23 protein-coding genes are annotated in these 26,991 nt (G+C 62.1%); 19 read left to right on the top strand and 4 right to left on the bottom strand.

Annotated features, from left to right (window positions below; all coding sequences use genetic code 11):
- Positions 1-5: 5 nt before the first annotated feature.
- The 9 genes from rseP to BCA01S_RS00900 all read left to right on the top strand — a co-directional run bounded on the left by rseP (position 6) and on the right by BCA01S_RS00900 (position 10,195).
- Positions 6-1,421, top strand: coding sequence for an RIP metalloprotease RseP (gene rseP, locus BCA01S_RS00945; protein WP_027775324.1), 1,416 nt, complete (start codon positions 6-8; stop codon positions 1,419-1,421).
- Between the two features lie 67 nt (positions 1,422-1,488).
- Positions 1,489-3,801 carry an outer membrane protein assembly factor BamA gene (gene bamA, locus BCA01S_RS00940; protein WP_027775323.1) on the top strand — a complete coding sequence of 771 codons (2,313 nt, stop codon included), beginning with the start codon at positions 1,489-1,491 and terminating at the stop codon, positions 3,799-3,801.
- Positions 3,802-3,848: 47 nt separating this feature from the next.
- Positions 3,849-4,370: an OmpH/Skp family outer membrane protein gene (locus BCA01S_RS00935; protein WP_027775322.1), complete on the top strand. Its 522-nt coding sequence runs from the start codon at positions 3,849-3,851 to the stop codon at positions 4,368-4,370.
- A gap of 220 nt (positions 4,371-4,590) precedes the next feature.
- A complete protein-coding gene (lpxD, locus tag BCA01S_RS00930) occupies positions 4,591-5,727 on the top strand; it encodes a UDP-3-O-(3-hydroxymyristoyl)glucosamine N-acyltransferase (protein WP_027775321.1) in 1,137 nt (378 codons plus the stop codon).
- Between the two features lie 183 nt (positions 5,728-5,910).
- Positions 5,911-6,375 (top strand): 3-hydroxyacyl-ACP dehydratase FabZ, encoded by a 465-nt coding sequence (fabZ, locus tag BCA01S_RS00920; protein ID WP_020065638.1) that lies wholly within the window; start codon positions 5,911-5,913, stop codon positions 6,373-6,375.
- A gap of 88 nt (positions 6,376-6,463) precedes the next feature.
- Positions 6,464-7,252 carry an acyl-ACP--UDP-N-acetylglucosamine O-acyltransferase gene (lpxA, locus tag BCA01S_RS00915; RefSeq protein WP_027775320.1) on the top strand — a complete coding sequence of 263 codons (789 nt, stop codon included), beginning with the start codon at positions 6,464-6,466 and terminating at the stop codon, positions 7,250-7,252.
- 3 nt (positions 7,253-7,255) lie between these two features.
- Positions 7,256-8,425 carry a lipid-A-disaccharide synthase gene (gene lpxB / locus BCA01S_RS00910; RefSeq protein ID WP_027775319.1) on the top strand — a complete coding sequence of 390 codons (1,170 nt, stop codon included), beginning with the start codon at positions 7,256-7,258 and terminating at the stop codon, positions 8,423-8,425.
- Positions 8,422-9,255: a ribonuclease HII gene (gene rnhB / locus BCA01S_RS00905; RefSeq protein ID WP_027775318.1), complete on the top strand. Its 834-nt coding sequence runs from the start codon at positions 8,422-8,424 to the stop codon at positions 9,253-9,255. The genes lpxB and rnhB overlap by 4 nt, the downstream gene beginning before the upstream one ends.
- Positions 9,256-9,367: 112 nt before the next feature.
- Complete coding sequence (locus BCA01S_RS00900) at positions 9,368-10,195, top strand: TrmH family RNA methyltransferase (protein ID WP_027775317.1); 828 nt, start codon at positions 9,368-9,370, stop codon at positions 10,193-10,195.
- Here BCA01S_RS00900 and ppsR read toward each other — a convergent pair.
- A complete protein-coding gene (gene ppsR / locus BCA01S_RS00895) occupies positions 10,189-11,004 on the bottom strand; it encodes a posphoenolpyruvate synthetase regulatory kinase/phosphorylase PpsR (protein ID WP_013338896.1) in 816 nt (271 codons plus the stop codon). The two genes, BCA01S_RS00900 and ppsR, sit on opposite strands and share 7 nt — an antisense overlap.
- Before the next feature lie 575 nt (positions 11,005-11,579).
- Between ppsR and ppsA the strand changes: the two genes are divergently transcribed.
- From ppsA to BCA01S_RS00870, 3 genes are all read left to right on the top strand, one after another.
- Positions 11,580-13,985 carry a phosphoenolpyruvate synthase gene (gene ppsA / locus BCA01S_RS00885; RefSeq protein ID WP_027775316.1) on the top strand — a complete coding sequence of 802 codons (2,406 nt, stop codon included), beginning with the start codon at positions 11,580-11,582 and terminating at the stop codon, positions 13,983-13,985.
- Positions 13,986-14,162: 177 nt separating this feature from the next.
- Complete coding sequence (locus BCA01S_RS00875; protein WP_027775315.1) at positions 14,163-14,618, top strand: NfeD family protein; 456 nt, start codon at positions 14,163-14,165, stop codon at positions 14,616-14,618.
- 59 nt (positions 14,619-14,677) lie between these two features.
- On the top strand, positions 14,678-15,610 hold the full coding sequence (locus BCA01S_RS00870; protein ID WP_020065647.1) for an SPFH domain-containing protein: 933 nt from the start codon (positions 14,678-14,680) through the stop codon (positions 15,608-15,610).
- A 202-nt stretch (positions 15,611-15,812) separates the two neighbouring features.
- On the opposite strand, the gene smpB is transcribed toward BCA01S_RS00870, so the two are convergent.
- Positions 15,813-16,259 (bottom strand): SsrA-binding protein SmpB, encoded by a 447-nt coding sequence (smpB, locus tag BCA01S_RS00865; protein ID WP_020065648.1) that lies wholly within the window; start codon positions 16,257-16,259, stop codon positions 15,813-15,815.
- Positions 16,260-16,359: 100 nt separating this feature from the next.
- On the opposite strand from smpB, the gene BCA01S_RS00860 reads away from it, so the two are divergent.
- Positions 16,360-16,797, top strand: coding sequence for a type II toxin-antitoxin system RatA family toxin (locus tag BCA01S_RS00860; RefSeq protein ID WP_027775314.1), 438 nt, complete (start codon positions 16,360-16,362; stop codon positions 16,795-16,797).
- Positions 16,794-17,126 (top strand): RnfH family protein, encoded by a 333-nt coding sequence (locus tag BCA01S_RS00855; RefSeq protein WP_027775313.1) that lies wholly within the window; start codon positions 16,794-16,796, stop codon positions 17,124-17,126. Before BCA01S_RS00860 ends, BCA01S_RS00855 begins: the two co-directional genes overlap by 4 nt.
- A gap of 28 nt (positions 17,127-17,154) precedes the next feature.
- Here BCA01S_RS00855 and BCA01S_RS00850 read toward each other — a convergent pair whose 3' ends face one another.
- Positions 17,155-18,132: a DMT family transporter gene (locus BCA01S_RS00850; RefSeq protein WP_027775312.1), complete on the bottom strand. Its 978-nt coding sequence runs from the start codon at positions 18,130-18,132 to the stop codon at positions 17,155-17,157.
- Positions 18,133-18,377: 245 nt separating this feature from the next.
- Here BCA01S_RS00850 and guaB point away from each other — a divergent pair, with 245 nt between their 5' ends.
- The 5 genes from guaB (at position 18,378) to BCA01S_RS00810 (ending at position 25,647) form a co-directional block, all read left to right on the top strand.
- Positions 18,378-19,838: an IMP dehydrogenase gene (guaB, locus tag BCA01S_RS00840; protein ID WP_020065652.1), complete on the top strand. Its 1,461-nt coding sequence runs from the start codon at positions 18,378-18,380 to the stop codon at positions 19,836-19,838.
- Between the two features lie 6 nt (positions 19,839-19,844).
- A complete protein-coding gene (locus BCA01S_RS00835; protein ID WP_027775310.1) occupies positions 19,845-20,675 on the top strand; it encodes a hypothetical protein in 831 nt (276 codons plus the stop codon).
- Between the two features lie 221 nt (positions 20,676-20,896).
- Positions 20,897-22,480, top strand: coding sequence for a glutamine-hydrolyzing GMP synthase (guaA, locus tag BCA01S_RS00825; RefSeq protein WP_027775308.1), 1,584 nt, complete (start codon positions 20,897-20,899; stop codon positions 22,478-22,480).
- 246 nt (positions 22,481-22,726) lie between these two features.
- Positions 22,727-23,497 carry a DUF72 domain-containing protein gene (locus tag BCA01S_RS00820; RefSeq protein ID WP_027775307.1) on the top strand — a complete coding sequence of 257 codons (771 nt, stop codon included), beginning with the start codon at positions 22,727-22,729 and terminating at the stop codon, positions 23,495-23,497.
- Positions 23,498-23,778: 281 nt separating this feature from the next.
- Entirely contained in the window at positions 23,779-25,647 is a 1,869-nt protein-coding gene (locus tag BCA01S_RS00810; RefSeq protein WP_027775305.1) for a serine hydrolase domain-containing protein, read from the top strand.
- A gap of 122 nt (positions 25,648-25,769) precedes the next feature.
- Here the strand turns inward: BCA01S_RS00810 and BCA01S_RS00805 are convergent, their stop codons facing one another.
- Entirely contained in the window at positions 25,770-26,795 is a 1,026-nt protein-coding gene (locus BCA01S_RS00805; protein WP_027775304.1) for an AraC family transcriptional regulator, read from the bottom strand.
- Positions 26,796-26,991: the final 196 nt, after the last annotated feature.

The following is a 26,991-nucleotide window of genomic DNA, read 5'->3' as shown; positions in this document are numbered from 1 at the left end:
CGCTTATGAATCTGCTGATCGAAGTGCTCGCCTTCGCGGTTGCGATTGGCGTGCTCGTGGTCGTCCACGAATATGGGCATTACAGCGTGGCGCGGCTGTGCGGCGTCAAGGTGCTGCGCTTTTCGATCGGCTTCGGCAAGCCGCTCTTCCAGTGGGTCAGTCCTAAGAGCGGCACCGAGTGGACCGTGGCCGCGCTGCCGCTCGGCGGCTATGTGAAGATGCTCGACGAGCGTGAGACCGGCAGCGCGCCGATTCCTGCCGAAGCGTTGCCGCATGCGTTCAACCGGCAGTCGGTGTGGCGGCGTATCGCGATCGTGGCGGCCGGGCCGGTCGCCAATTTTCTGCTGGCCGTCGTGCTGTTCGGCCTCGTGTTCGCCACCGGCGTCACAGAGCCTGCGGCCATTCTGGCCGTGCCCGCGCCGAACACGGCGGCTGCCGTCGCCGGGTTCGAAGGTGGCGAGACGGTGGTGGCGGTGCGCACGGAGAACGCTGCCGACTCGGAGCCGGTGCGGTCCTGGTCGGACTTGCGCTGGAAGTTGCTAGGCGCGGCTTTCGATCACAAGCGTGTCGTGCTGAGCGCGAAAGGCCCGGGCGGCACGTCGGACTTCCAACTCGATCTGCGCGGTGTCGGTGAAAAGGACGTAGACGACGACTTCATGTCGCGGCTCGGCTTCGAGCCCGGCGGCGGCAAGCTGACCGTTGCGGGTGTGCAGCCGGGCAGCGCGGCGCAGAAAGCCGGGCTTGTTCCAGGCGACCGTTTGCGCGCGATCAACGGCATGGCAACCGACAACGCCACGGCCTTCATCGCGTATGTAAAATCGCACGCCGGCAAGCCTTTGACGCTGCAAGTGGAGCGCGCGGCCGGCGGCAAAGTGCAGGATCAAACGCAGGGCGAGGCGCAGGGCAAGCTTGAAGACATCACCATTGTTCCGCAGGCACAGCGCGACTCGGCAACGGGACAGCAGGTCGGCCGCATCGGGGCCGAACTGGCGACCCAGGTGCCGTCGATCAACGTGCGCTATGGACCTTTCGAAAGCCTTCAACTGGGCGCGCGCCGCACGTGGGACCTGGCGGTTTATTCGGTGCGGATGTTCGGCCGCATGATCGTCGGCGACGCTTCGCTGAAAAATCTGTCGGGTCCGGTGACGATCGCCGATTACGCAGGAAAGAGCGCACGTCTCGGTCCTTCTGCATTCCTGTCGTTCCTGGCCCTCGTCAGTATTAGCCTCGGTGTACTGAACCTGCTACCAATTCCGGTATTGGACGGGGGTCATCTGTTATATTATTTGGTTGAAGCTGTGACCGGTAAAGTTGTCTCCGATCGCTGGCAACTCGTTTTTCAGAGGGCGGGTCTCGCCTGCATCGTCGCTTTGTCGGCGATTGCACTGTTCAACGATCTCGCTCGTTTAATCCACTTTTAAAGTGTCCGGCGGCGCTAACAATGGCGACCGTCCGACCTGATGCAGCTATACACACTGGGGAAGCACGTTGTTTAAACCTCATCGCTTTGTTCCGAAGACGGTTATAACCGCGGCATTCGCCGCGCATGGGCTGGTCGCCCACGCAACCACGCCCTTCGTGGTGCAAGACATCCGGATCGAGGGATTGCAACGCGTCGAACCTGGTACCGTGTTCGCCTATCTGCCTATCAAGCAGGGCGACACGTTCAGCGACGACAAGGCATCGGAAGCCATTCGCGCACTGTACGCAACGGGCTTCTTCAACGACGTCAAGATCGCGACCGAAGGCAATGTGGTCATCGTGCAAGTGCTGGAGCGTCCGGCCATTGGCACGATCGACTTCGCGGGCATTCACGAATTCGACAAGGAAAACCTGACCAAGGCGCTGCGCGCCGTGGGGTTGTCGCAAGGCCGTTACTACGACAAGGCACTCGTCGACAAGGCCGAACAGGAACTGAAGCGTCAGTACCTGACGCGCGGCTACTATGCAGCCGAGGTCACGACCACGATCACGCCGATCGACCGCAATCGCGTCTCGGTGCTGTTCTCGGTGGCCGAAGGGCCGAGCGCCAAGATTCGCCAGATCAACTTCATCGGCAACAAGGCGTTCAGCACGGGCACGTTGCGCGACGAAATGCAGCTGTCCACGCCGAACTGGTTCTCGTGGTACACGAAGAACGACCTGTACGCGAAAGACAAGCTCACCGGCGACCTCGAAAATGTCCGCTCGTATTACCTGAACCGCGGCTACCTCGAGTTCAATATCGAGTCGACACAGGTGTCGATCACGCCGGACAAGAAGGACATGTATCTGACGGTCACGCTGCATGAAGGCGAGCCGTACACGATCTCGAGCATCAAGCTGGCCGGCAATCTGCTCGACCGCGAGCCGGAACTCGCCAAGCTCATCAAGATCAAAGCGGGCGATCGCTTTTCGGCCGAAAAGCTGCAGGCCACCACGAAGTCGATCGTCGACAAACTGGGCGAATATGGTTACGCGTTCGCGACCGTCAACGCGCAGCCGCAGATCGACCAGTCGAATCACAAGGTCGACCTGACGCTGCAGGTGGACCCGAGCCGCCGCGTTTATGTGCGCCGTATCAATGTGGTCGGAAATACACGCACGCGCGACGAAGTGGTGCGTCGCGAAATGCGTCAGCTCGAAAGCTCGTGGTTCGACTCGAACCGCCTCGCACTGTCGAAAGACCGTATCAACCGTCTCGGCTATTTCACCGACGTCGACGTGACCACCATTCCTGTGGAAGGCACGCCTGACCAGGTCGATGTGGACGTCAAGGTCGCTGAAAAGCCGACGGGCGCGATCACGCTGGGCGCGGGCTTTTCGTCGACCGACAAGGTGGTGCTGTCGGCCGGCGTCTCGCAAGACAACGTGTTCGGCTCGGGCACGAGCCTCGCGGTGAACGTCAATACCGCGAAAACCTACCGGACGTTGACGGTTACGCAGGTCGATCCGTACTTCACGGTCGACGGCATCAAGCGTATTACCGACGTCTATTACCGTACCTATCAGCCGCTGTACTACTCGACCGATTCGAGCTTCAAGATCGTTACGATTGGTGGCGACCTGAAGTTCGGTATTCCGTTCTCCGAAGTGGATACGGTGTACTTCGGCGCGGGTCTCGAGCAGAACCAGTTGGACGTCGACGCGAACACGCCTGCGTCGTATAAGCAATACGTTCAGGACTTTGGCCGCGTGTCGAACAACGTACCGCTTACTGTCGGCTGGTCGCGCGATGCGCGCGATAGCGCGCTGGTGCCGAGCCGTGGCTACTTCACGCAGGCAAACGCCGAATACGGCACGCCGATCGGCGGCACCCAGTATTACAAGGCCGACATCAACGCGCAGTACTATTACTCGTTTTCGCGCGGCTTCGTGCTGGGTTTCAACTTCCAGGGCGGCTACGGCAAGGGCATGGGCGGCAAGCCGTACCCGATTTTCAAGAACTACTACGCGGGCGGTATCGGTTCAGTCCGCGGCTACGAGCCGAGTTCGCTTGGCCCTCGCGACGCTAGCACGGGCGACCCGATCGGCGGCTCGAAGCTGCTCGTCGGCAATATCGAGTTGACGTTCCCGTTGCCGGGCACCGGCTATGATCGAACCCTGCGCGTATTCACGTTCCTGGACGCGGGTAACGTGTGGGCGGACGCGAGCACTGCCGCCACGTCGAATGGCGCAAACGGTCTGCGTTATGGCTACGGTGTCGGCCTCGCATGGATTTCGCCGATCGGACCGCTCAAGCTGAGCCTGGGCTTCCCGCTTACCAAGCATACGGGCGACCAGTATCAGAAGTTTCAGTTCCAGATCGGAACGGCGTTCTGATCCGCGTTGCGGACAGCTCGCCAAACAACAGTATCGAGAGGATCACTTTGCTAACCGGTATGTTTTCGAAACGTGTGGCTTGCGCGCTGGCGCTGGTAATGACGCTGGGCGTCGGCGTAGCGCACGCGCAGGAAGCCAGGATTGCCGCGGTGAATTCGGACCGGATTCTGCGGGAATCGGCTGCGGCAAAGGCGGCCCAGGTCAAGCTCGAGGCCGAGTTCGCGAAGCGCGACAAGGATCTCGCGGACATGGCCCAGAAGCTGAAGTCGATGTCCGATTCGCTCGACAAGAGCGGTGCGTCGATGTCGTCGGCGGATCGCGCGCAAAAGCAGCGCGATCTGTCACAACTCGACACGGACTTTCAGCGCAAGCAACGCGAGTTTCGCGAGGACCTGAACCAGCGCCGCAATGAGGAACTGGCGGCGGTGCTGGACCGCGCGAACAAGGTGATCAAGCAGATCGCCGAGGCGCAGCATTACGACCTGATCGTTCAGGAAGCGGTGTATGTGAGCCCGCGCATCGACATCACGGATCAGGTGCTTAAGGCTCTCGCGGCCTCGGGCAACTGAGAGCACAGGCCGGAGCGTTGCAAACAGCGGTTGAAGGGCGGCCTCGGCCGGGGCGTTGAATGCAAACGCCGCGCACGACGCGCGCCGTCTGGTGAGCTGCAGATCAGCTTTACGCTAACCGAAGTACGCCGCCGCGCTTGAACAGCGAAAGGCGAGCCGGGGCGGGGCTCTCACCGGCGACTCAGACAAGACGCACTGAACAGCAGGAGACAGGACAGGCATGGCATTTACGCTCGAGGACATCGTCCAGCGGTTCGGCGGTGAAGTAGTAGGAGACGGTTCGCAGCGCGTCGGCAGCCTTGCGCCGCTCGACCAGGCAGGTCCGGACCAGCTGGCGTTCCTCGCCAACCCCAAGTACCTGTCGCAAGTGGAAACGACCCAGGCTGGCGCCGTGCTGATCAATGCCGACGACCTGGCGAAGCTCACGTCCCGCAGCGCCCGTAACTTCATCGTCACGCCGAATCCTTACGCTTACTTCGCGCGCGTCGCGCAAACCTTCATCGACCTCGCTACGCCAAAAGTCGCGCCCGGTATTCATCCGAGCGCGACGATCGACCCGTCTGCGCAGATCGCCGCGAGCGCGGTGATCGGACCGCACGTTACGGTCGAAGCCGGCGCCGTCATCGGCGAAAACGTGCGGCTCGACGCGAATGTCGTCATTGGCCGCGGTACGCGCATCGGCGCAGGTTCGCATCTGTATCCGAATGTGGCCGTGTATCACGGCTGCAAGCTCGCCGAGCGCGTGATCGTGCACGCGGGCGCGGTGATCGGCTCCGACGGGTTCGGATTCGCGCCCGATTTCGTCGGCGAGGGCGAAGCGCGTACCGGTAGCTGGGTGAAAATTCCGCAAGTTGGCGGCGTATCGATTGCAGCGGATGTCGAAATCGGCGCGAACACCACGATCGATCGTGGCGCAATGGCCGATACGATCATTGAAGAGTGCGTGAAGATCGACAACCTCGTGCAGATCGGCCACAACTGCAAGGTCGGCGCCTACACGGTAATCGCCGGTTGCGCGGGAATTGCGGGCAGCACCACGATCGGCCGTCATTGCATGATCGGCGGCGCGGTCGGGATTGCCGGGCACGTGACGCTCGCCGATTATGTCATCGTCACTGCAAAGTCCGGCGTGTCGAAGTCGCTGCTCAAGCCCGGCATGTACACGAGCGCATTCCCGGCCGTGAACCACGCTGACTGGAACAAAAGTGCGGCTTTGCTGCGCAATATCGACAAGCTCCGCGACCGTATCAAGGCGCTGGAAACTGCCTCGGCTGACCGGCCGGACGCGAAGCCGGCCAACACGCCAGCATCTTTGGCATCGGGCGCGACGGTCAATTCACAGAGCGACAAAAGCTAGATTTCCGGGCGGCCCGCCAGTACCGCGTAAAATGGCGGGCGAATATCAGGAAGCGAAGACGGTTGCCGTGACCCGGTGGCACGGCAATCAGGTCACGGCGAGCGCCGGCAGCACGCGTTACCAACCCACCTGCACCAGCATCCGCAGTCATCATCGCGCAGTCAATGCGTGAGCAGAAACACCATGAGCACCGAAAAAATCAATCTCGACATTCATAAGATTCTCACGCTGCTGCCACATCGTTACCCGATCCTGCTGGTCGACCGGGTGCTCGAACTCGAGCCGCACAAGAGCATCAAAGCGTTGAAGAACGTGTCGATCAATGAGCCGTATTTCCAGGGGCACTTCCCGACGCGTCCCGTCATGCCTGGCGTGCTGATCCTCGAAGCGCTCGCACAAACGGCGGCGCTCCTCACGTTCTCGGAAGAGCCAAGCGACCCGTCGAACACGCTGTACCTGTTCGTCGGTATCGACAACGCGCGCTTCAAGCGCGTAGTGGAGCCTGGCGATCAGCTCATCCTGAACTGCACGTTCGAGCGGCATATGCGCGGCATCTGGAAGTTCAAGGCGCGTGCCGAAGTGGACGGCGCGGTGGCGGCGGAAGCAGACCTGATGTGCGCGGTGCGTCACACCGACAAGGACGCCTGAGTCAATGTTCGGGCACCCGGCGCCTCATGACGCAGCCGGCGCGACCCAGCCCATCCAGACAACGCAACAGAATCAGAAGCGAGGACGCATGAGCAGGATTCATCCCACTGCGATCGTCGAACCGGGCGCTCAACTCGACGAATCCGTCGAAGTCGGACCGTATGCGGTGATCGGCGCCCATGTGACGATCGGCGCCCGGACCACCGTCGGTTCGCATAGCGTGGTCGAAGGCCACACCACGATCGGCGAAGACAACCGGATCGGCCACTACGCATCGGTCGGCGGCCGTCCGCAGGACATGAAGTACAAAGACGAGCCCACCCGGCTCGAAATCGGCAACCGCAACACGATCCGCGAGTTCACCACGATCCACACCGGCACGGTGCAGGACGCGGGCGTGACTACGCTCGGCGACGACAACTGGATCATGGCGTACGTGCACATCGGGCACGACTGCCACGTCGGCAACAACGTGATTCTGTCGAGCAACGCACAAATGGCGGGCCACGTGACGATCGGCGACCATGCGATCGTCGGGGGCATGTCGGGCGTGCATCAGTTCGTGCGCATCGGCGCTCATTCCATGTTGGGCGGCGCTTCCGCGCTCGTGCAGGACATTCCGCCGTTCGTGATCGCGGCCGGCAACAAGGCCGAGCCGCACGGCATCAACGTCGAAGGTCTGCGTCGCCGCGGTTTCTCGCCGGACGCAATTTCGGCGCTGCGCTCCGCGTACCGCCTGCTGTACAAGAACAGCCTGTCGCTCGAAGAAGCGAAAGTGCAGTTGCGTGAACTGGCGTCGGCCGGCGGCGACGGCGATGAGCCGGTGCGAACGCTGCTGGCATTTGTCGAAGCGTCGCAGCGCGGCATCATCCGCTAAGCGATGGCATTGCAACCCAGTCCGCTACGCATCGCGATGGTGGCCGGCGAGCCGTCCGGCGACCTGCTGGCGTCGTCGCTGCTGAACGGCCTCGCGAGCCGCCTGCCCGCCGCCACGCACTATTACGGAATCGGCGGCCCGCGCATGATCGCCACCGGTTTCGACGCGCACTGGCCAATGGAAAAGCTGTCCGTGCGCGGCTATGTCGAAGCGCTGCGGCACATTCCCGAAATCCTGCGTGTTCGCAACGACCTGAAGCGCCAACTGCTGGCCGAGCCGCCCGCGGTGTTCGTGGGCGTCGACGCGCCTGACTTCAACTTCGGGCTCGAGCATCCGTTGCGCGAGGCGGGCATTCCGACGATTCACTTCGTGTGCCCGTCGATCTGGGCGTGGCGCGGCGGGCGCATCAAAAAGATCGCGAAGGCCGTCGACCATATGCTGTGCGTGTTCCCGTTCGAAACAGCGCTGCTTGAAAAAGCGGGCGTCGCGGCTTCATACGTGGGTCATCCGCTTGCCGACGAAATTCCGCTCGAACCCGACACGCTCGGCGCGCGCCGGACGCTCGGTATCGCGGAAAGCGGTCCTGTCATCGCGGTGCTGCCGGGTAGCCGCCGCTCGGAGATCGACCTGATCGGGCCGACGTTCTTCGCGGCGATGGAAATGATGCAGCATCAGGAGCCCGGTCTTCGCTTCGTGATGCCGGCGGCGACGCCCGCGCTGCGAGAGATGCTGCGCCCGCTGGTCGACTCGCACCCCGGCCTCGCGCTGACCATCACCGACGGCCAGTCGCAACTCGCCATGACGGCCGCCGACGCGATCCTCGTGAAAAGCGGCACCGTCACGCTCGAGGCGGCGCTGCTGAAAAAGCCGATGGTCATCTCGTACAAGGTGCCTTGGCTGACCGGCCAGATCATGCGCCGGCAGGGCTATCTGCCGTATGTCGGTTTGCCGAACATTCTGGCGGGGCGCTTCGTGGTACCGGAAATTCTCCAGCATTTCGCGACACCGCAGGCGCTGGCCGAAGCCACGCTGAAACAGTTGCGCGATGAAGCCAACCGGCGCACGCTGACGGAAATCTTTACGGAGATGCACCACGTGCTGAAGCAGAACACTGCGCAGCGTGCGGCGGAAGTCGTCGCGAGCGTTGTCGAAAAACGCAAGGCGCGGCCGTGACGAACGGACGTACCAGCGGACGCACCAGCGGACGCACCAGCGGACGCACCGACGCACCCGCGCCACGCCGCAAGACCGCGGCCGTCGCAGGCGCGGCGGGATCGGCCGGGAGGCAGGTCGGCTTGAACTTCGAGACGCCCGACGACATTGTTTGCGGCGTCGACGAAGCAGGGCGCGGACCGCTGGCCGGTCCGGTCGTGGCTGCGGCGGTGATTTTCGATCCGTCGAAGCCGATGATTCGCGGCCTCGACGATTCCAAAGCGCTGAGCGCCAAAAAGCGTGACGAGCTGTACGACAAGATCGTCGACCGCGCGCTTGCATACTGCATTGCATCGGCAACCGTCGAAGAAATCGATTCGCTAAACATCCTCCATGCAACCATGCTGGCGATGAAGCGCGCGGTGGAAGGGCTGTCCGTCACGCCCACGCTGGTCAAGATCGACGGTAATCGCTGCCCCACATTGAGCGTACGTAGCGAAGCCGTGATTGGTGGCGACGCGCTCGTGAAAAGCATTTCGGCGGCGTCGATTCTTGCCAAGGTTACGCGTGACCGGATGCTGCTGGAATTGCACCAGACGTATCCCCTGTACGGCTTCAATGCGCATGCGGGCTACGGCACGCCGCAACACCTCGCGGCGTTGCGGGAGCACGGTCCCTGCGAACATCACCGGCGCTCGTTCGCGCCCGTGCGCGAGGCGCATTTGCGATTCGGCACTGGCGTGCCGCTGCCCGCGGGCGAAGTCATCGTCGTGCCGGATATGCTGGCGAACGGCATGCTGGACGACGCAATGCTCGACCGCGACGCGTTCGGCGAACACAGCGGCGCGTGAATATCGCGCGGATTTGGCGGGCGGCTCGATCCACATCCGGTGCGGGATTGCATCCAGCGTAATGCTTTGCCCCCGCTAACCTTTTTCCTTACCCTCACCGTCTTCGCTGCCTGTGAAAGCCATCACCTCGCGGGACAATCCGCTCTATAAACGCCTGAAGGCGCTCGCCGGTTCGACGCATCAACAGCGCCGAAGCGGCCATGCGCTGCTGGAAGGTTTCCATCTCTCGAGCGCTTATCTCGATGTGGCCGGACAGCCGGAAATGTGCGTCGTCACCGACGGCGCACTGCGTCACGACGAAGCTCAGGCGATCGTTTCGCGCATCGACGAACAGCGCATCGTCACGTTGCCGGACGCGCTGTTCGGACAATTGTCGAATGTTGTGCACGGCGTCGGGATTCTGCTGCTCGTGGAAAAGCTCGCCATGCCCCTGCCGGAGACGGTCGCGCAGACATGCGTCGTGCTCGACGGCGTGCAGGACGCAGGCAACGTCGGCTCGATCTTGCGCAGCGCAGCCGCGGCGGGTATCCAGCACGTGTTCTGTGCGCCGGGTACCGCCTACGCGTGGTCATCCAAGGTGTTGCGCTCCGGCATGGGCGCACACTTCGTGCTGCGGATTCACGAAGACGTCGAAGCCCAGACGTTGATAGATCGCCTCGCGGTGCCTGTCGTGATCACCGACTCGCACGGCGCGGCGGCGATCTACGACTGTGACCTGAGCGGACAACTTGCGTGGGTCTTCGGCAACGAAGGAGCCGGCGTATCGCAAATTTGGCGTGAGGCCGTCTCATTGCGGGTGACGATTCCGCAGCCCGGCGGCATGGAGTCGCTCAATGTCGCGGCCGCGGCCGCTGTATGCGTCTTCGAGCAATGCAGACAACAGCGCGCCGCGAACATGCACAGCGATGCGCGTTCGTCTGCGCGTTTCCGTGCTCAATAAGACGGACGATCCAGCTTGATCTCCTGCAGGATCGTGGTCGCGATCTCTTCGATCGACTTGTGCGTGGACGACAGCCACTTGATCCCTTCGCGACGCATCATCGCCTCGGCTTCGTTGATCTCGTAACGGCAATTCTCCGGCGCGGCGTATTTGCTGCCCGGCCGGCGCTCGTTACGGATCTCCGATAACCGCTGAGGATCGATCGACAATCCAAACATTTTCTGCCGATGCGCCAATAACGGCGTAGGCAATTTGCCTCGCTCGAAATCTTCCGGAATCAGCGGATAGTTGGCCGCTTTCACGCCGTACTGCATGGCCAGATACAGGCTTGTCGGCGTTTTGCCGCTGCGCGACACGCCAACCAGTATCACGTCCGCATCGGCGAGATTGCGGTTCGACTGGCCGTCGTCGTGCGCAAGCGAGAAGTTGATCGCCTCGATCCGGTTCTTGTATTCCTCGGTGTCTGCATTCTGGTGGCCGCGCCCCATCGCGTGGCTCGACTTCAGTTCCAGTTCCTGTTCCAGCGGCTCGACGAACGTCTGGAACATGTCCAGCACGAGCGCATTCGAGCCCTTGACGATCTGATTCGAGGCGCTGTCTACAAGCGTCGTGAACACGATCGGACGGCGGCCGTCCTGCTGGATCGCTTCGTTGATCTTTTCGAGCGTGGCGTACGCCTTTTCCGTCGAATCGACGAAAGGCACACGAACCAGGCGAAATTTCTGGTCGAACTGGGAGAGGATCGAATGCGCGAAGGTTTCGGCAGTGATCCCGGTACCGTCGGAGACGATGAATACGGTGGGCGGCATCAGTGGGGCAGGGAACGTGAGCGGCAAAAAGCGCTCGAATGGAACATCGCTGCGTTGATTTCGCTGCGCGGTGGCTGACCGCAAAGCAGCGGCGTCAAACAACGCGCCGTGGGCACCGCTACTGCGCCGGGACGCACCTGCAGACTCTTCGAAGAGTATTGAAAGAGCAGCGCAGGCGGTCCGGGCGCGGTTGGAGGCGCAATTCTCGTCCGACAGTCACATTTCGAGAGTCGGCACGGTAGAATAGCGGCAACCTGTTGGATAAGCAATTGCAGGCGATTGGCGCCTAACTCGCCGCGAACGGTCGTTCAACGCCCCGCTATCGGACCTCAAACGTCACGGAAAGCGGCGCATCGATCGCTAAATCCGGGCATTCGCGCTCTTCGTCGCCTTCGTTGGCTTCGTTGCCGGCGTGATGCACTGCACAAGCGCATTGCATCGGCGCCGTACGCAAGCGCCGTAAGCGATTGCTTCTCCAACAGGTTGTGCAAGACGCGAGGTCACGCTTCCAATGGGCGTCTCGCGTTCGAGCCCACTTGCACAGCCGTGAATTTCTTTCACACTTAGGGGCTTGTATGACTAACGCAGTTACCGTCGCAAAGGATAGGGCATATGTAGTTCCGTTCGAGCAGTTGCGGATGACCGATGTGGAGATTGTCGGCGGCAAGAACGCGTCGCTAGGCGAGATGATCAGTCAGCTCGCTGAAGCAGGCGTGCGCGTGCCGACCGGTTTCGCCACGACGGCGCTGGCTTTCCGCGACTTCCTGCATCACAACAACCTGACCGAACGCATCGCCAAACGTCTCGAGACGCTCGACGTCGACGACGTGAAGGCGCTCGCCGAAGCGGGCAAGGAGATCCGTCAATGGATCGTCGAAGCGCCGTTGCAGCCGCAACTCGAGGCTGACATTCGCGCAGGTTTCGAGACCTTGCAAAACAGCTCGCCTGAAGAGCTTTCCTTTGCCGTGCGTTCGTCGGCAACGGCGGAAGACTTGCCGGACGCATCGTTCGCGGGTCAGCAGGAAAGCTACCTCAACGTGGTCGGCATCGAAGAAGTGCTCGATCGCATGAAGCACGTGTTCGCGTCGCTGTACAACGACCGCGCTATTTCCTATCGCGTACACAAGGGCTTCACGCACGCTGAAGTCGCGTTGTCGGCTGGTGTGCAGCGCATGGTGCGCTCGGACGTCGGCGCGGCCGGCGTGATGTTCACGCTCGATACCGAGTCCGGCTTCAAAGACGCGGTCTTCATCACGTCGAGCTATGGTCTGGGCGAAACCGTCGTGCAAGGCGCGGTAAATCCGGACGAGTTCTACGTCTACAAGACCACGCTCGCGCAAGGCAAATATCCGATCATCCGCCGTTCGATCGGCTCTAAGCTGATCAAGATGGAATTCACGAAGGCCGGCGAAGAAGGCCGCGTGAAGACTGTCGACGTGCCGCACGAACAGCGCAACCGCTTCTCGATTACCGACGAAGACGTGATCGAGCTCGCCAAGTACGCGGTCATCATCGAAAAGCATTACGAGCGTCCGATGGACATCGAGTGGGGCAAAGACGGCCGCGACGGCAAGATCTTTATCCTGCAGGCACGTCCCGAAACGGTGAAGAGCCAGGCGACCGGCAAGGCGGAGCAGCGCTTCAAGCTGAAGGGACAATCGAACGTGCTGGCCACCGGCCGGGCGATCGGCCAGAAGATCGGCGCGGGTCCGGTGCGCGTGATTCACGATCCGTCGGAAATGGACCGTGTGCAGCCGGGCGACGTGCTGGTCGCCGACATGACCGACCCGAACTGGGAGCCGGTGATGAAGCGCGCATCCGCGATCGTTACGAACCGGGGTGGGCGCACCTGCCACGCGGCGATCATCGCGCGCGAACTGGGCGTGCCGGCCGTGGTGGGCTGCGGCGACGCGACCGACGTGCTGAAGGAGGGCTCGCTCGTCACCGTCTCGTGTGCTGAAGGCGACGAAGGCAAGATCTACGACGGTCTGCTCGAAACCGAAATCACCGAAGTGCAGCGCGGCGACCTGCCGCCAATTCCGGTGAAGATCATGATGAACGTCGGCAACCCGCAACTGGCTTTCGACTTCTCGCAACTGCCGAATGCCGGCGTGGGTCTCGCGCGGCTCGAGTTCATCATCAACAACAACATCGGCGTTCACCCGAAGGCGATTCTCGAATATCCGAACATCGATCAGGACCTGAAGAAGGCCGTGGAAAGCGTCGCTCGCGGTCACGCATCGCCGCGCGCGTTCTACGTCGACAAGCTGACCGAAGGTATCGCGACGATCGCTGCAGCGTTCTATCCGAAGCCCGTGATCGTGCGTCTGTCGGACTTCAAGTCGAACGAGTACAAGAAGCTGATCGGCGGTTCGCGTTACGAGCCGGACGAAGAGAACCCGATGCTGGGCTTCCGCGGCGCGTCGCGCTACATCGCTGACGACTTCGCCGAAGCGTTCCAGATGGAATGCGTCGCGCTGAAGAAGGTGCGTGAAGAGATGGGCCTCGACAACGTCGAGATCATGGTGCCGTTCGTGCGTACGCTCAAGCAGGCCGAGCGCGTGGTCGGGCTGCTCGAAAAGTTCGGCCTGAAGCGCGGCGAGAATGGCTTGCGTCTCATCATGATGTGCGAAGTACCGTCGAACGCGATTCTGGCGGAGGAATTCCTTCAGTTCTTCGACGGTTTCTCGATTGGCTCGAACGACCTGACGCAACTCACGCTCGGCCTCGACCGCGACTCCGGCATGGAGTTGCTGGCCGTCGATTTCGACGAGCGCGACCCGGCGGTCAAGTTCATGCTCAAGCGCGCGATCGAAACATGCCTGCGCCTCGACAAGTACGTCGGTATCTGCGGTCAGGGTCCTTCGGATCATCCGGACTTTGCTCAATGGCTGACGGACGAAGGCATCAAGTCGATCTCGCTGAACCCGGACACGATCATCGAGACCTGGCAACAGCTGGCAAAAACGTCGACGAAGTAAGCGTTGCGCGTGCCGCGTCGTAAGCGGCACGCATGACGAAAGGCGCGGCGGATCAAACGCACAGCGAAGGCATAGCGAAGGCAGGCTCAACCGCACGTTCGATGCCGGTAATCCGCATCCGCTTCGTGCTATAAACACCCCGGTAGATCCGGGGTGTTTTGTTTTGTGGAGGTCGACGTGGCGCCAGGTGGACTGTTCTGGTGGGTCGGGGCCGGTGTGCTGGTCGTGCTGGAGTTGCTCAGCGGCACTTTCTATTTGCTGATGATCGCGCTCGGTTGCGTCGCTGCGGCCATCGCGCATATCGCGGGCGCTGCAGCAGACATGCAGTTCGCGGTCGCCGCGATCGTCGCGCTCGCCGCGGTGCTCGTGCTGAAGCGTTCGCGTTTCGGCCGCAGAACGCGCAAGGAGGCGTCCAGGAATCCGGACGTCAATCTCGACATTGGTCAGACGGTGAGCGTGCCGGCATGGCACGAGCGTCGTGCGCGAGTGAGCTATCGCGGCGCGGAATGGGATATCGAACTCGCGCCCGGAGAGCCGGACGATGCGCGCATTTACGAGATCAAAGAGTTGCGCGGCAGTTGCCTCGTGGTGGCCGCGGCGCAGCACGCACGGCCCAATGCGGCGCATCTTTGACGTTGACCGGTAGGCTCGCAGCAATTAATTAAACCAACTAACGGTTCGGGAGTGCAGATATGGATTCGACCATCATCGGGGCGGTGTTCCTGGTCATCGTGATCGTGCTGGCGGCGCAGACCATCAAGATCGTGCCGCAGCAGCACGCGTGGGTGCTCGAGCGCCTTGGCCGCTATCACAGCACGTTGACGCCGGGTTTGAGCTTCGTGTTTCCTTTCGTCGACCGGATCGCGTACAAGCACATTCTCAAGGAGATCCCGCTCGAAGTGCCGAGCCAGGTCTGTATCACGCGCGACAATACGCAGTTGCAGGTAGATGGCGTGCTGTATTTCCAGGTCACGGATCCGATGAAGGCGTCGTATGGGTCGAGCAACTTCGTGTTTGCGATCACGCAGTTATCGCAGACCACGCTGCGCTCGGTGATCGGCAAGCTCGAACTCGACAAGACTTTCGAGGAGCGCGATTTCATCAATCACAGCATTGTTTCCGCGCTCGACGAAGCGGCGGCCAACTGGGGCGTCAAGGTCTTACGCTACGAGATTAAAGATCTGACGCCGCCAAAGGAAATTCTTCACGCGATGCAGGCGCAGATCACCGCCGAGCGTGAGAAGCGCGCGCTGATCGCGGCGTCCGAAGGGCGCAAGCAGGAGCAGATCAATATCGCATCGGGCGGGCGCGAAGCGGCGATCCAGAAATCGGAAGGCGAGCGGCAGGCGGCGATCAACCAGGCGCAAGGTCAGGCCGCGGCGATTCTTGCCGTTGCGGACGCAAATTCGCAGGCCATTCAGAAGATTGCCGCTGCGATTCAGTCGAACGGCGGCATGGAGGCGGTGAACCTGAAGGTCGCCGAGCAATACGTGAACGCGTTCGGCAATCTGGCGAAGCAGGGAACCACGTTGATCGTGCCGGGCAATCTGTCGGACATGAGTTCGATGATCGCGTCGGCGCTCGCCATCGTGAATAAAGGCAAGGGTGTGGCGGACGCGCGCTGAGCGGGCCGAGCGACGCATGGGCGAGTCGGCCGTGAGCGCCTTCCGATCATGGCATAGCAAAAACAATGGCCCGCATCAGTGCGGGCCATTTTTGTTAGATCAGGTGAAAAAAGATGCGGCGGCCTCGGGGGTAAGATGCGGCATATCCGCGCGATAGTTCTTTCGCGTCGCGTAAAGCGAACGACGCAGACCGTGCAAGAGCTCAGCCCGGCGAGCGCATCAGACGCGCCTTTTCGCGCTCCCAATCGCGCTTTTTCTCGGTTTCGCGCTTGTCGTGCTGCTTCTTGCCCTTGGCGAGACCGATTTCGCATTTGACGCGGCCGCCCTTGTAATGGAAGTTCAGCGGCACGAGCGTATAGCCGCGCTGCTCGACCTTGCCGATCAGTTTGCTGATTTCCTCGCTATGCAGGAGGAGTTTGCGCGTGCGGACCGGATCGGGCGTGATGTGGGTCGAGGCCTCGGGCAGCGGGCTGATATGCGTGCCGATCAGGAACAGTTCGTTGTTACGGATCACGACGTAACCTTCCTTGATCTGCCCACGGCCGGCGCGCAAGGCCTTGACCTCCCATCCTTCGAGCACGAGCCCTGCTTCGTAGCGTTCTTCGACCGAATAGTCGTAGAAGGCTTTTCTGTTGTCGATAATGCTCATGAATGGAAAGTGCCCAACTCGTTTAAAATCACGATTTTAGCAAAGCGGGGCAAGGAAAGCCCGCCACGCTCGTCCACCCTCGCCGCGCGCTGTTCAATTTATGGCAGATGTCCAAAAAACCGTGTTGATCCGCCATTCGGCGGAACAGATGTTCGACCTCGTCACCGACGTCGCCGATTACCCCAACTTCCTGCCCTGGTGCGGAGGAGTGGAGGTCCGCCATCGGGACGACACCAGCATGGAGGCGAAGATCGACATCAACTTCAAGGGTATCAAGCAGCACTTTGCCACGCGCAACAACATGGAGCGGCCCACGCGTATCGACATGGAGTTCGCTGACGGCCCGTTCCGCAAATTCACCGGTTTCTGGCGCTTCACGCCGTTGCGCGCGGACGCCTGCAAGATCGAATTCGCGCTGCACTACGAATTCACCAACATCATTCTCGAGAAGATCATTGGGCCGGTGTTCAATCACATCGCCAATACTTTCGTCGAATCGTTCGTGAAGCGCGCCGATCAGCGCTACGGCAAGGCATGAGCGAACGTCTGTCCGTTCAGGTCTGTTATGCGCTCGCCACCGAGCAGGTGCTGATCGACGTCGAACTGCCCGCGGGCGCCACACTCATGCAGGCAATCGAGGCGAGCGGCATCTTGCAGCGTTATCCTCAGATCGATCTGAGCACGCAGAAGGCCGGCGTGTTCGGCAAGCTCAAGCCACTCGATACGGCGCTGGCCGATCACGACCGCGTCGAGATCTACCGGCCGCTGCTGGTGGACCCGAAGGTTTCTCGCCAACGCCGCGTCGAAAAAACCCGAAAGGCGGGCTCCATTGAAGGGCGCCGCTGGCAGAACAGGGATTCGCGGTAGGCGCCGGATCGCAGGCACACAGCCCACTTCAGGGCGCCGAGCCGTGCGCCTTTTCCCCGATAGGCGTGGCGCCCCCGGAATCGTCATCCGCATGTTGACGCACAGACCAGCACACGCCCGCCACCAGTAACAGGATCGCGGCGATCTCCAGCGGCCGCGGCAGCCGTTCGTCGTAAATGAACGCGTAGAGCAGTGCGAACAGCGTTTCGAATACGATCAACTGGCCGGAAAGCGTGAGGGGCAGCCGCTTCGACGCCGCGTTCCACAGCCCGTTGCCGAGCCACGACGCGCCAATCGCGAGACCGAGGTTGAGCATCCAGAAGCTGTGCCAGCGGCCTGACGCAAGTTCGCCTTGCGGGCCGCCCGGCGGCAGCGCGGCGGCCGCAAGCCAGAGCGCGGCGCCGAGCATGCCCGTCACCACGCCCCACAACACGGACCACTCGTTGCCGCTGAAACGCGTCTGCCGCTGAAGGTAGCGAGCGTTTTCGACCGCGAACCATGTCCAGCAGCCGAGCGCCCCGACCGCGCAGGCGAGTCCGAGCACTTTGGTGAGAGCGCTGACCGGCGTGCCTTCGGCGACCGTGAAGACGTCGATATTGATGCAGGCGATGCCGGCCATCACCATCGCGAGCGGCCAGCCGAGGCGGGAGAGCGGCACCGCGCCGTGGTCGCCGCGGCCCATGAGCGTCACCGTGACGGGCAGCACGCCGACAATCAGCGACGCCGGCGCAATGCCGACCAGATGCACAGCGGCAGTCAGCAGCAGGTAATACAGCAGATTGCCAGCCAGCGCGAGCTTGACGAGCGCGACCAGGTCCTCCCGAGTCAGGCGTTTGACGAGCGAGCGCGCCATTGGCAGCGCCGCTGCCAGCGAGACGACGCCGTACATGGTGTACCGGCCGGCGGACAGCAGAAGCGGTGAAAAGTCCGGCAGCACCCGCGGGACCAGAAAAACCATGCCCCACAAGGCTCCAGCTATCACTCCATATGCGACACCGCGCTGCATCGACTACTCCTGCAAGAAAACCGGGATGGTCCGCAGATTAGCCGTTGGGCGCCGCGCGCGTCTTGTTTGATTCTGCATTCGAGGCGAGCAAACGAAACGCGATCGAACCCGAGGCGAAAGACGAAGCGAAATAGCGGGCACGAAGCCACGAAAAAAAGCCCCCGAAATTCGCTAAGCTGCTGTTCGCGCAGTGAAAAGCGGGGAGGTATCGCGTATAATTCGCTTTTGCGCCTATAGGATTTGCCATGCGTCTGATCCAAACAGCACTCACGTTCGATGACGTGCTCCTCGTCCCGGCCTTCTCCGATGTTCTGCCGCGCGACACCAGCCTCAAGACCCGGCTGACCCGCAATATTTCCCTGAATATGCCGCTCGTGTCCGCAGCTATGGACACGGTCACCGAAGCCCGCCTCGCTATCGCCATGGCGCAAATGGGCGGAGTCGGCATCATCCACAAGAACCTCACGGCGGCCGAGCAGGCGCGTGAAGTGGCCAAGGTCAAGCGCTTCGAGTCGGGCGTCGTCCGCGATCCGATCACGGTGCCGCCGCAAATGAAGGTGCGCGACGTCATTGCACTGTCGCAACAGCATGGCATCTCCGGTTTCCCGGTCGTGGAAGGCGCGCAACTGATCGGCATCGTCACCAATCGCGACCTGCGCTTCGAAGAGCGTCTGGACGAGCCGGTGCGCAACATCATGACGCCGCGTGAGCGGCTCGTGACCGTCAAGGAAGGCACCTCGCTCGCCGAGGCCAAGGCGCTGATGCACAGCCACCGGCTGGAGCGCGTGTTGGTCATCAACGACGCATTCGAACTGCGCGGCCTGATGACGGTGAAAGACATCACCAAGCAGACCGAGCACCCGGACGCCTGTAAAGACGAACACGGCAAGTTGCGCGCGGGCGCGGCGGTCGGCGTCGGCGCGGACAACGAAGAGCGCGTCGAACTGCTGGTTCAGGCGGGCGTAGATGTGATCGTCGTCGACACCGCGCACGGTCACAGCAAGGGCGTGCTCGAGCGCGTGCGCTGGGTCAAGCAGAACTTCCCGCACGTCGAGGTGATCGGCGGCAACATCGCCACCGCGGCGGCAGCCAAGGCGCTCGTCGAATACGGCGCAGACGGCGTGAAGGTCGGTATCGGCCCAGGCTCGATCTGCACGACGCGGATCGTCGCGGGCGTCGGGGTGCCGCAGGTCACGGCGATCTCGAACGTGTCCGAAGCGCTGAAGGGCACCGGCGTGCCGGTTATCGCAGACGGCGGCGTGCGTTTTTCGGGCGACGTCAGCAAGGCGCTCGCAGCGGGCGCAAATGCCGTGATGATGGGCAGCATGTTCGCCGGCACCGAAGAAGCACCGGGCGACGTGTTCCTGTATCAGGGCCGCCAGTACAAGTCCTACCGTGGCATGGGTTCGGTCGGCGCGATGAAGGACGGCGCGGCGGACCGCTACTTCCAGGACAACTCGGCAAACATCGACAAGCTGGTGCCGGAAGGTATCGAAGGCCGCGTCGCCTACAAGGGCTCGGTCAACGCGATCCTGTTCCAGCTGATCGGCGGCGTGCGTGCCAGCATGGGCTACTGCGGTTGCCGCACGATTGCCGAGATGAACGACAAGGCCGAGTTCGTGCAGATCACGGGCGCGGGCTTGCGCGAGTCGCATGTGCACGACGTGCAAATCACCAAGGAAGCGCCCAACTACCACGTGGACTAAACGCCAATGAAGCCATTGCTGCGCGCTGTACTGATCGTCGACGCGTTGTTGCTGCTCGCGTTCGGCCTGCTGTTCCTGCTGACGCCGTGGACTTCGTTGTACAACGCGCTGCTGCTGGTGCAAACGCAGCCGGCGCTGGTCGGCCAGGCGTTTGGCATTGCGTTGATCGGGCTCGCGTGGCTCGCGTTGCATGCGTCGATCGACGGCGGGCTGACGTCTTCGGTTGCAAGGGCTGTCGGCCACGTGAACTGGTTGACCGGCGTGCTGATGCTGGTTTGGCTGCTCGGTTTGCATACGCCGGCGCTGACCGGCTTCGGGCAGATCGTCGCGGTGCTCACGGGTGTGGTGTTGCTGGTGCTGGGTCTGGGCGGCGTGCGGTTGTCGGGCGCGGTGCGGCGGCGCGCGAAGTTGCGCGCCGCTGAAGCCACTGCCGCGGAGCGTGCGGAAAAGCAGGCCGCGAAAGACGCCGCCAAAAACGCGGCAAACAGGGCGGCGAACGAAGCGGCAATCAACACTGCAACTAGTACTGCAAGCACGGACGGCCGGCGCGAGCCCGTGGTGCCTGCTACGGCGGGCTTCCCGGTGTATCGCGCGGAGCCGCTCGTCGAGCCGGCTATGCCTGCTGCGACGGTCGTGCCTGCGACGGCCGTGCCTGCTGCTCCGGACACGCGGCCGGTCGGTCCGGCCTCTACCGCGCCGTTGCATCCGGCGGTCGACGAGCCCGGCCTGAGCGCATCCGAACGCGCTGCACGGGCGCAAGCTGCTGCCGCTCGCGACGAGGCCCGCAATGCCGCTGCCGATGCGCCCAATGCGCCCCGGCCCCCGTTTCATGGTTGACGCGCCGCGCGCCACTGCATTCGCCGAAGCAACCGCAATCCGTACGCGCGCGCTACAGGCAGCTCTCTGCAGCAGTGGCGGACCAGGCGCACACAGGCTTCATCATCGCGTTTCGCCATCGCATCCGCGGACCCGCATGTCTGCGTGGACCGCTTTGAATTCAACGCCGCGCTTCGTGCGCGGCATTCCGTATCCGCTCACTTTTGACTCCGTCCGCTGCCATGCATGACAAGATCCTGATCCTCGACTTCGGTTCGCAAGTCACACAACTGATTGCACGTCGCGTTCGCGAAGCCAACGTGTATTCGGAAATCCATCCTTACGACGTCGATGCTTCATTCATCCGCGACTTCGCGCCGAAGGGCGTGATCCTGTCCGGCGGCCCGAGCTCGGTCACCGAAACGGACACGCCGCGCGTGCCGCAAGCAGTGTTCGAACTCGGAGTGCCGGTGCTCGGCATCTGCTACGGCATGCAGGCCATGGCCGAGCAACTGGGCGGCAAGGTCGACATCGGCCATTTGCGCGAGTTCGGTTATGCCGAAGTGCGCGCGCGCAATCACACGAGCCTGCTCGAGGGCATCAGCGACTTCACTACGCCGGAAGGTCACGGCATGCTGAAGGTGTGGATGAGCCACGGCGACAAGGTGCTCGAAATGCCGCCTGGCTTCGCGCTGATGGCGTCGACGGAATCGTGCCCGATCGCCGCAATGGCCGACGAGACGCGCCGCTTCTACGGCCTGCAATGGCATCCGGAAGTCACGCACACGGTGCAAGGCCGTGCGATGCTCGAGCGCTTCGTGCTGCAGATTTGCGGCGCGCGCCCCGACTGGGAAATGGGCCACTATATCGACGAAGCGGTCGCGAAGATTCGCGAGCAGGTCGGCAACGAACATGTGATTCTGGGCTTGTCGGGCGGCGTGGATTCGTCGGTGGCGGCGGCGCTGCTGCACCGCGCGATCGGCGATCAGCTCACTTGCGTGTTCGTCGATCATGGCCTTTTGCGCCTGAACGAAGCTGAGCAGGTCATGGCTACGTTCGCGGATCACCTGGGCGTAAAGGTGATCCATGTCGACGCAAGCGACGTGTTCCTGCGCAAGCTGGAAGGCGTGACTGACCCGGAAGCGAAGCGCAAGATCATTGGCGCGGAGTTCGTCGAGGTGTTCCAGACGGAAGCCGGCAAGCTCACCGACGCGAAGTGGCTCGCGCAAGGCACGATCTATCCGGACGTGATCGAATCGGCGGGCAAGGGCAAGAAGGCGACGCAGACTATCAAGAGCCACCACAACGTGGGCGGCCTGCCTGAGACGTTGAACCTGAAGCTGCTCGAACCGCTGCGCGAACTGTTCAAGGACGAAGTGCGCGAGCTCGGCGTGAAGCTAGGTCTGCCGCCGGCTATGGTGTATCGCCATCCGTTCCCCGGCCCGGGTTTGGGCGTGCGGATTCTCGGCGAAGTGAAGCGCGATTTCGCGGACCTGCTGCGTCGTGCAGACGCCATTTTCATCGAGACGCTGCGCACGTTCATCGACAAGGAAACCGGCAAGTCCTGGTACGACCTGACGAGCCAGGCGTTCGCGGTGTTTCTGCCGGTGAAGAGCGTCGGCGTAATGGGCGACGGCCGCACTTACGAGTATGTGGTCGCGTTGCGCGCCGTGCAGACGCTGGACTTCATGACCGCGCATTGGGCGCATCTGCCGCATGAGCTCCTCGGCCATGTGTCGAACCGCATCATCAATGAAGTGCGCGGGATCAACCGGGTGGTGTATGACATCTCGGGCAAGCCGCCGGCGACGATCGAGTGGGAGTAAGCGGTAACAACCGGCGTGCAGATCGAGCACTTCCGGTCCATTAACCGACGCAAAAGACCGAAGCCGATCAAAGCCGTCGTCGACGTCAAAGGTCTCCTGGGAACGCTGCTCCCGCAGCCTTCCCGCCGTCAGCATCTCGCAAGGCCCGCTTTCCCGCGGGCCTTTTTTCTGTAGGTATCCCATCTAGCTGCTAACCCAGCGGCATCACCGCGCCGCATGGGCCCAGACTTTGCTGCGCCTACACGCATGACTCATTCGACGCATCGCGAGACTCCTCCCAGCGCATCGCCGATACTTATCGGCTGTGCAGGCTGGGCGCTGTCATCCAATGTCGCGGCGCAATTTTCCACGCAGGGTAGCCATCTGGAGCGGTATGCGCGGGTGTTCCCGGCTGTGGAAATCAACTCGTCGTTCTATCGCTCGCATCAGCCGAAAACATACGCCCGCTGGGCTGAAACCGTACCCGAAGCGTTCCGGTTTTCCGTCAAGATTCCGAAGGCGGTCTCGCACGAACTCAGGTTGCGCGACGCCGATGCCGCCATGGGCGCATTTCTCGCGGAAGTCGCGCCGCTAGGCGAGAAAATGGCCTGCCTGTTGCTGCAGTTACCTCCAAGCCTCGCATTCGATAAAGCCGTCGCATGCGACTTCTTTGCGCTACTGCGCGACATCACAAACGTGCGCGTTGTCTGCGAACCGCGTCATGCGTCGTGGTTCACCGACGAAGCCGCGCAAACGCTAATCGATGGCAGGGTCGCCTGCGTGCGCGCGCATCCACCGCCAGTCGCCGGCGCCGAACCGGTGGGCGATCCGCGCACGCTGTACATCCGTTTGCACGGCTCGCCTCGTATCTACTATTCGGCCTACGACGAGCCCTTCATCGAAGCGGTCGCGGCGCGCATTGTCCAAGCCCGGGAATCCGGAGCCGACGTCTGGTGTATTTTCGACAACACCGCGCACGGCGAGGCGGTGCCCAACGCCTTGATGCTGATGGAAAAGCTGAAAGAAGCGCCTGCTTAGGCGGCCTTTCGAAAGGTACATATCGGTCGCAAGCTTAACCGGCTGCCCCGACCAGGTGTTTGCAACTCGTTGGGCGCACTCTTGAGCCAAAGCCTCGCAGCATCTCGACACATTGCTATTCGCGCTTGCCTTGCGCCGCTATGATTGGGGCAGGGTGCCGCACGCGAAAACGCCCTCGCATTGTGTCGAAGATGCGAAAAATGGCTTCGCCGTGCTGGCGGTGCCACGGTTGAAGAAACGCTTGTTGCAGGTTCTGAAAAACTTGAACAAAGGGGAACGCCGTGGCCAGATGCAACCGCAATCACAAGGGGCTTTCCAGCACAGGGCGGCGGCAGTTTCTCGGCTACACGGGCGCTGGGGTGCTCGCGGCCGTGCTGCCCGGCTGCGGCAACGACGAGCTCCATTCGACGCCTTATCAGCAGACCATTGCGCTTGGTCAACAGATGATCCAGCAGGCCGTCAGTGATCCGTCGAATGGCGTCGCGGCCATTTCAGTCGCGATGGTCAAAGGCAACGCGGTGGTCTGGCAGCAGGCTTTCGGGTTGGCATCGGTGCCGGGGCAGATCAAGGCGACGCCGCAGACGCGCTTCAACATCGGCTCGGTCAGTAAGCTGTTCCCGGCGCTGGCGGCGACGATCCTCGTCGATCGCGGGCTGATCACGCTCGACACGCCGATCGTCAAATATCTGCCGGCCTTCACGATGCTGTCGCCGCAATACGCGCAGATCACCATGCGTCATCTGCTGTCGCATGCGTCCGGTCTGCCCGGCACGAATGGGCGCAATCTCTTCACGTTCGAGCCGGTTGCCGGCTACGCCGCCGACACGCAAGCCGAACTCGCCAACTCGCACCTGAAGCATTTGCCCGGTGAACTGGCCGTGTATTGCAACGACGGCTTCACGATGGTCGAGCAGGTCGTGCTCGCCGTGACGGGGCAGAGCTTCGTGAACTTCGTCCAGTCGGAGATCCTCGCGCCGCTCAAGATGACGAACTCCAGTTATCTGACGAGTGTGCCTTCCAGCGGATCGTTCTCGCTGCCGTACGTGAGCGGCACGCAGCACCAGGAGTTCGTCAATGCGTACGCGACCGGAGGACTGAGTTCCACGCCCGCCGACATGATGAACCTGGCGCAAATGATCTACGGCGGCGGCATGTTCGAAGGACAGCGCATCGTCTCCGCGGCGGGCATCGCGGAGATGGGCGCGGACCAGACGAAAAGCCTGACGATCAACCCATCGCCCGAATGGCGCTGGGGTCTCGGCTGGGACAGCGTGGTGCAGCCGGCGCTCAACGCTGCAGGCGTGCTCGGCTGGGAAAAAGACGGCGGCACTGCGTTTTATTCGACCGAATTTTTCGTTGTGCCCAACTCGCAGTTCGCGCTGCTGGTGACCGGCAATGCGGGATACGACGCTCGCGCGCTTGCTGAAACGCTGGTGCTGTCGGCGTTGAAAGAAGACGGCACGATTTCGTCGTTGCCGGCGAGGATCAGTACGACGCCCCCCCCGGTTGCAGCGGGGCCGGGCATTGCGAGCGGTGCGGGCATTTACGGCAACTCCGATTCGCCGTATCAGGTGCTTGCCAACGCGGACGGTAGTCTGCAGATCAACCAGTGGGACGCCCATACGCGAGGCTGGGCGCAGATTGGCGCATACCGGTATCGCAGCGACGGCTGGTGGGGAAGCGATACCGACACGGCGTCGTATCGCTTCGCAGTCGTGTCGGGCAGCGACAGCGGGGGAAATGCGTTCAACTATCGCTATCTGATGAAGCGCGTCGTGCCGGGCGCGGGCTATGCCTATCTGACGTTGCCGGTGGGTCAGCAAATGACACCGCTGGCGGCGCTCGACAGCGCGTGGCAGCAACGCGTCGGTACGCAATGGACGTTGACCAACGATTCGCCGAGCGCCGTGCCGATCGTCGTCCTTGGCAATCCGCCGGCGTTTTTCGCGACACTTGACGAACTTCCGGGCTACGTGCTGTACGGCAACGAAGACCTTCGCTACCAGCTGTTCGTGCCGTTGAGCGACACGCTCGGTGGCATGTCGGTCAAAGTGCCGGGCAATTTCGGGCGCGACCTCTACGAGATCCGTTTCGCGTCGACCAGTGCGACGACGCTGACAATCGGCAGTTCGATTTACGCGCGGATCTGACGGGCAAGCTTTTCATGCCGCCATGTGGCGCGAGTTTCCGCCAACGGTATCCGCGTTCGAAGAGCACATTAACGTTCGCAGTACTGTCATTCAATCGAAGGCAGCGGGCTTTGGAAACGCGCTCACCGTCGCAATTCACCGGGCCCTTTTCCTGTCCACCGCTTCAATGCGCGGCGAAAATTTGCAGCGTCGCTGAAGCCTAGAAGCATCGCGACATCTTCGGTGCTCATTCTTGTCGACTGCAGATATTCGATAGCGAGCGAGCAGCGCACATCGTCGACGATTGCAACGAAAGAGGTTCCCTCTGTTTCAAGGTGACGCCGCAAGGTCCGGCTCGTAAGGTTCAGCCTTGTCGCTACTTCCTCCATGCCAGGAAAAACACCGGGCGTGCTCATCAGAATCTGGTACACCTCGCCGGACGTGCCGACCGAGGTCTTCGCCTGCCCGATCAGGCGATCGCACGTTTCCTGCAACAGCGTTGCAGTGAGCTTGTGCGCGAGTTGCGGCTTCTGGTTCAGAATCGCGCTGTCGTAGATGAGCTCGCATTGCGGCGCGTCGAAAAAGCACGGACAGCCGAGGTACTGCGAATAGATGCCGGCATGCGGCGGAGCAGGGTACGAGAAACAGGCCTTGAGCGGCGGGCAGCTATGGCCGGCGACGTCCTGCAGATGCGTGACATGCTGCGTGAACTGCTGCTCGATGATGAACTCGCGCAGTTCGCGAGACGGGCTCGAAACGAACGCGTCCGGAAACGACCAGACAGCCTTGTCCGGATACTCCGTCCACTCGATCGTCACCGTGGGTGTTGCAAGGCGATGGTACTTCACGCCGAGACGGAAGTAATCGCGCAACGACAGGCACGACATCAACGCATAACCGTACATGCCGTACGCCGACAGGTGCAGACGCGAGCCGACCTTGAACGGCGTCGCCGGGTCGCGCGAGAGCAGCACCGCGTTGCGGGCCACCACTGCATATTGACGCACCGAGGTCATCACGGACGCGTCGTTGAGCTGGTCCACTGTCAGGCCGCTTCCCTTCAGACTGGTTTCGGGCGCAATGCCTTGCTCCGCTAGGACTTCGACCAGCGCGGCGATTTTGTACGGCGCGTAGATACGCTCGTTAAGCAATGGGCGGGTCGATGCCAAAGAAAGCTCCGCAAATTGTCCTCGAGGGACATCTCCATGTCCGGAAATGACCTTACCACTGCGATCGTATCGAAATAAGATTGACTACACAAGACGATGCGCCCGCGCAGCGGTCGCGGCATCTGCAGACAATGGGGACAAACGCGGACGCGTGATCCGGTCGCGCACGACAGTGCGTCGGATCAGGTCCGCAATC

The organism is Paraburkholderia caledonica NBRC 102488 (genome assembly GCF_000685095.1).
Classification (GTDB): domain Bacteria; phylum Pseudomonadota; class Gammaproteobacteria; order Burkholderiales; family Burkholderiaceae; genus Paraburkholderia; species Paraburkholderia caledonica.
The sequence above is the reverse complement of the archived record's forward strand: the minus strand, read 5'-3'. Positions and strand labels throughout refer to the sequence as shown.

Bases quoted from the DNA above. Each gene is read 5' to 3' on its own strand.
- ppsA (WP_027775316.1), top strand. From the start codon at position 11,580: ATGACTAACGCAGTTACCGTCGCAAAGGATAGGGCATATGTAGTTCCG.
- guaB (WP_020065652.1), top strand. From the start codon at position 18,378: ATGCGTCTGATCCAAACAGCACTCACGTTCGATGACGTGCTCCTCGTC.
- rseP (WP_027775324.1), top strand. From the start codon at position 6: ATGAATCTGCTGATCGAAGTGCTCGCCTTCGCGGTTGCGATTGGCGTG.
- guaA (WP_027775308.1), top strand. From the start codon at position 20,897: ATGCATGACAAGATCCTGATCCTCGACTTCGGTTCGCAAGTCACACAA.
- BCA01S_RS00870 (WP_020065647.1), top strand. From the start codon at position 14,678: ATGGATTCGACCATCATCGGGGCGGTGTTCCTGGTCATCGTGATCGTG.
- BCA01S_RS00835 (WP_027775310.1), top strand. From the start codon at position 19,845: ATGAAGCCATTGCTGCGCGCTGTACTGATCGTCGACGCGTTGTTGCTG.
- BCA01S_RS00860 (WP_027775314.1), top strand. From the start codon at position 16,360: ATGGCAGATGTCCAAAAAACCGTGTTGATCCGCCATTCGGCGGAACAG.
- ppsR (WP_013338896.1), bottom strand. From the start codon at position 11,004: ATGCCGCCCACCGTATTCATCGTCTCCGACGGTACCGGGATCACTGCC.
- fabZ (WP_020065638.1), top strand. From the start codon at position 5,911: ATGAGCACCGAAAAAATCAATCTCGACATTCATAAGATTCTCACGCTG.
- BCA01S_RS00820 (WP_027775307.1), top strand. From the start codon at position 22,727: ATGACTCATTCGACGCATCGCGAGACTCCTCCCAGCGCATCGCCGATA.
- lpxD (WP_027775321.1), top strand. From the start codon at position 4,591: ATGGCATTTACGCTCGAGGACATCGTCCAGCGGTTCGGCGGTGAAGTA.
- BCA01S_RS00850 (WP_027775312.1), bottom strand. From the start codon at position 18,132: ATGCAGCGCGGTGTCGCATATGGAGTGATAGCTGGAGCCTTGTGGGGC.
- lpxA (WP_027775320.1), top strand. From the start codon at position 6,464: ATGAGCAGGATTCATCCCACTGCGATCGTCGAACCGGGCGCTCAACTC.
- lpxB (WP_027775319.1), top strand. From the start codon at position 7,256: ATGGCATTGCAACCCAGTCCGCTACGCATCGCGATGGTGGCCGGCGAG.
- BCA01S_RS00855 (WP_027775313.1), top strand. From the start codon at position 16,794: ATGAGCGAACGTCTGTCCGTTCAGGTCTGTTATGCGCTCGCCACCGAG.
- smpB (WP_020065648.1), bottom strand. From the start codon at position 16,259: ATGAGCATTATCGACAACAGAAAAGCCTTCTACGACTATTCGGTCGAA.